Source organism: Bartonella sp. MR100HLJHH, assembly GCF_042194215.1.
Lineage (GTDB): Bacteria > Pseudomonadota > Alphaproteobacteria > Rhizobiales > Rhizobiaceae > Bartonella > Bartonella grahamii.
Genome location: NZ_JBHIMR010000040.1, coordinates 1 through 3,899, shown reverse-complemented (window position 1 = coordinate 3,899; position 3,899 = coordinate 1). Strand labels below are relative to the sequence as shown.

Annotated in this window: 2 protein-coding genes; both read left to right on the top strand. The window is 33.8% G+C overall.

Features of this window, described 5'->3' with window-relative positions:
• Positions 1-1,243 precede the first annotated feature (1,243 nt).
• Positions 1,244-3,028 carry an MFS transporter gene (locus ACFIJ7_RS09095; protein ID WP_375645136.1) on the top strand — a complete coding sequence of 595 codons (1,785 nt, stop codon included), beginning with the start codon at positions 1,244-1,246 and terminating at the stop codon, positions 3,026-3,028.
• Positions 3,018-3,509 carry a hypothetical protein gene (locus ACFIJ7_RS09090; protein WP_375645135.1) on the top strand — a complete coding sequence of 164 codons (492 nt, stop codon included), beginning with the start codon at positions 3,018-3,020 and terminating at the stop codon, positions 3,507-3,509. Before ACFIJ7_RS09095 ends, ACFIJ7_RS09090 begins: the two co-directional genes overlap by 11 nt.
• Positions 3,510-3,899: the final 390 nt, after the last annotated feature.

Below are 3,899 nucleotides of genomic sequence, written 5' to 3'. Positions count from 1 at the left end.
ACGCTCATCCCACTTGTTATGTGCAAATAGTGGTTTTGATTGATTCAAGATAAACAGATTTGAAATGAGAGAATCTTGCGTTATTCGAGGGTCTAATTCAATATGAATAGAGCTAGATTATCATTATAAATCAATATGATTGTATCTTTAATAAGAAATAAAAGTTTGTATTTTGGCGTCGAGTAGAAGCTCTTTTAAAGGTAAATTCACCGCAAGTAGTATTTCACAAAATTACAATTAAAACAGAAAAATAATTGAAAAATTTTTCTTCTGAGAAGCTGATTTACGCAACAACTATTCTTTAATTTCAGCCCAAAAAAAACTTTTTAAAATTACTTGATAAAGCAGAGCATTGCATATTTCTTATTGCGATTGAAGTGAAATAGCCATTGAAATCAGGAATAATACTTTTTGAATGAATTTAATAATTAAAATGGAAATTAGCTGAGCACAAGAGTTTTTCGATTTATACCGGTATAGGCCAATTTGTTTTCCAAACTGAATATTGCGTAATACAGTTAAATTGACTTTACAATTATAAAGTTGTATAATTCCAAACTTTTTACAAAATACTAATTGTCTTGAATATAAATAAGGTACATAATAACAATATGAGGAGGATATCATGATATACGGGGGGCGAATAAATTTGATCGCGTGTGGAAATACATTGAAACAGTTAAGAATCTTCAACCTCTGCAAAGTATAGGAATAAGAGCGACAGTTACCAAAGAGATTCTAGAAAATATTATTAATTTTATCGATTTTTGTATAAGCAAAGATGTCGATTATGTCGGATTCAGCCCGCTCGATACGTCGTCATTTAGTTTTTCTAGAAAAAATAATACAAAGGATCGATCTAAGGCTTTAAGAAACAAAACTCTTCCGCCAAACGCTTCACTTTTTCATTTGAGAGATGAATTATCAAGGAAAGAATCCCCCCTCCAGATTTATATAGATAAAAAGTTCCAAGAAAGGAAAATCTCATGGACGTCACAAAATTTTGTAAATTGTATTAATTATTACTTAGGCGAAAATTCTACGTACGTTTCGTCGCCGTTAATGTGTTTATTTCCATTTTCATCCTTGGTATTGGACTATAATGGAGATTTAAAAAATTGCTTTTATTCAGAAGTTTTTGGGAATCTACAAAATTATGAGGCAATAGATTGGTCTGCTCAAAACGTTTTAAAATCTTTGAAAGAATCTGGCACATGTAGCGGATGTCGTGGGAAGGTATTTTGTGGATAAGGTTAAGCAATTTAAGATTTATAGTGTTAGCAAGTCTACTGCTCTGGTGGTTGCTGTTTTACCACTTTTTTTGTCGGAAAAATTGCATTTGTCGCAAGCGGATATTGTTTTAATCGGTAGTTATTTTTTATTGCTTCCTTTGATCTTAGAAGTCCCCTTGGGTTTATTATCAGATGTTTATGGAAGTAAGCGCGTTATTTATACTGGTCTGTTTTTCTTTCTTTGCGGTTTTTTAGCTCTTTTTATGAATTATGCATATTTTGCTTACGCCACTTATTTGTTGTGTATTACATTAGCAACCGCTTGTTTCTCAGGTGCGGAAGATAGTTTACTCTTTTCTGTAGTACCAAAGCATCGCACACTGTTTTCCGTTAAGTCCGAAGTGGCTGCTGTTACCTATAGTGTGACAACGGTACTTATTTTTTTAGGGGGAATACTTTATTATGTGCATCCTGCATTGCCTTTGATTTTTCAAGTCCTTTCATTAATTTTTGCTATTTTTATGTTTTCAAAACTGACGAAGGGATTAGATAGTTTTCATATCAACGCTCATCCGAATATTTTCACAGTTATGTGCGCCAGCGGTAAAGAAGTCAAAAATCCCTATCGCTTCACTCTTATTTTTTTAAGTGCAGTTTCAGCTTTTGCTATTTTGGTTAATAATCGAACTGTTTCTATCGCATTTTCTGATTTTTTGCCATTTCAACCTGCTATTTTGGTTTCGATTATTTTTATCATTGGGAATTTTTGTTCAGTAAGTTCCAATATATTGTTTCAGAAGTATTTTTCAAAGTTTCAAAATCCTACTTTTCCCGTCTTAATGATTGGTTGTATGGTAACCATTGCTTTTTTTCTCATGTCATTTCAAATCATTGCGGCTCTTATATTAGGATTTTTACTGCTATGTGTTTTTAAGTCTGCTTATCGATCTTATCTGTCGTCTCTTCTTATAAATTCACTGATTGATCCCAAAGCTATCGCGACTGTTTTATCATTTACAGCCATTATTACAGCTGTTGTATCCTTTGCATTCAGTTTTTTATACGGTCATGTTTTTTCAACATTCCGGCAAGCTAATTTGTGGTTGGCAGTGATTATGGCTGTGATTTTTGGGGTGTCTGCTTTAATTATTTTTGTCAGAAAACAAGAAATCATTTGGTTACAGCCTGAAAATGCACAATCGTCAAAACAACATTTCTTGAAACGCAAGCATCAAGAGTTTTGCTATGGGCAAATTTATCCGGAAGCATCGTGCATTAATGAAAACATCAAGGATGGCTCTTTTCGACAAAGTCTCTATCCTGCACCAAATTTGATAACACTTTGCGATGAAGTAGTCGAATGGGAGTTTATCCGAGGTACTGTATTGAGCCAAATGGATTTGCTACATCAAAAGGCGATTATTGATCAAATCAATAAGATCTTTCAAGATCGATTAAGCAAGAATATAATCTTATCACATGGAGATTTACATCCTGATAATATCATTGTTACTTCTGATAGTTCTTTTATGGTAGTGGATTGGGATTTATGTCAAGAAGCCAGTCCGGAATTGGATATCTTAACATTTTTCACCAGTCCAAGATTATCTCTCAATTTAGAAGAACGGATAGACTATATTTCTCATTTGCTGTCTATATCAAAGGATGAAGCTTTACCAATGATAAAAGCGTTTGTGGCTAAAAAAATTTCTGATCTTTCTCTATACCAAAATATTTTCATGAAACAATTAGTATTGGATTATATGAACTTGAATAAGAAATTTCATGGGCGATAATATTGTAATTTGTAATGAAAATTGCAGTGCGGGCTGCAATCATTGTCCGTATTCGATGGAATATATGGTGAGAGATGACGCGTTGCCTGAATCTTTATATACAATAAATGACATAAAATCTGATTTTATTATTCTTGCTGGTGGAGAGCTTTTTGAGCTCGATTATGATTTACTTCATAAATATACTTGTATGTGTCTCATTTGTAAAAAATATTTTCGGATTGCAACAGGGGGGCATATCTATATTCAACCATATTTGAAGCTATTAAAGAGTAATCCGTTCTTTTTAGGGATACAAATAGGCACAGATGTTATTTCAGAGATAAGAAATCTAGACAGTAAAAAATATAAACAAAAGTGGGTGCGTAACATAGAATGTATGAAAAAATATAGCGTACCATATAGTGTGACGATTACTTTATCGGAGAGATTCGATTTGGCAGAAGTGTATACTCTAAGAATGGAACGCGTTTCCGCGTAGTTGAAGACCCTGATGAAATTGAAAAAATTATAAGATCACATGCTAACACTTTTCCTTCGTCCTCTTCTCAATATGTATATTCTAAAAATGGAACGCGTTTTCGCGTAGTTGAAGACCCGTCTGAGATTGCAAAGCTATCTAATTCTTTTTCTGAAAGTCAACAAAGTACAGTAGATCAATCAAGTACACCAGATTCTTCTCCACTTGATGGCAAGGATTGGAGCAAGACGCGTGCGGTTTGGAGCCACCTTATGTCTGGTCTCACGGCAGGTTATAGTGATGAGATACAAGCGGGGAATGAAGCGGGTTTTACGGATTATTGGAGCGGCGATAAAAAAGCCGAAGAAATCTATAATAGAAGAGTAGCCAAGGAACGCGCTTACCAAAAAG

Coding starts and splice junctions, on each gene's coding strand:
- ACFIJ7_RS09090 (WP_375645135.1), top strand. CDS start 3,018: ATGGGCGATAATATTGTAATTTGTAATGAAAATTGCAGTGCGGGCTGC.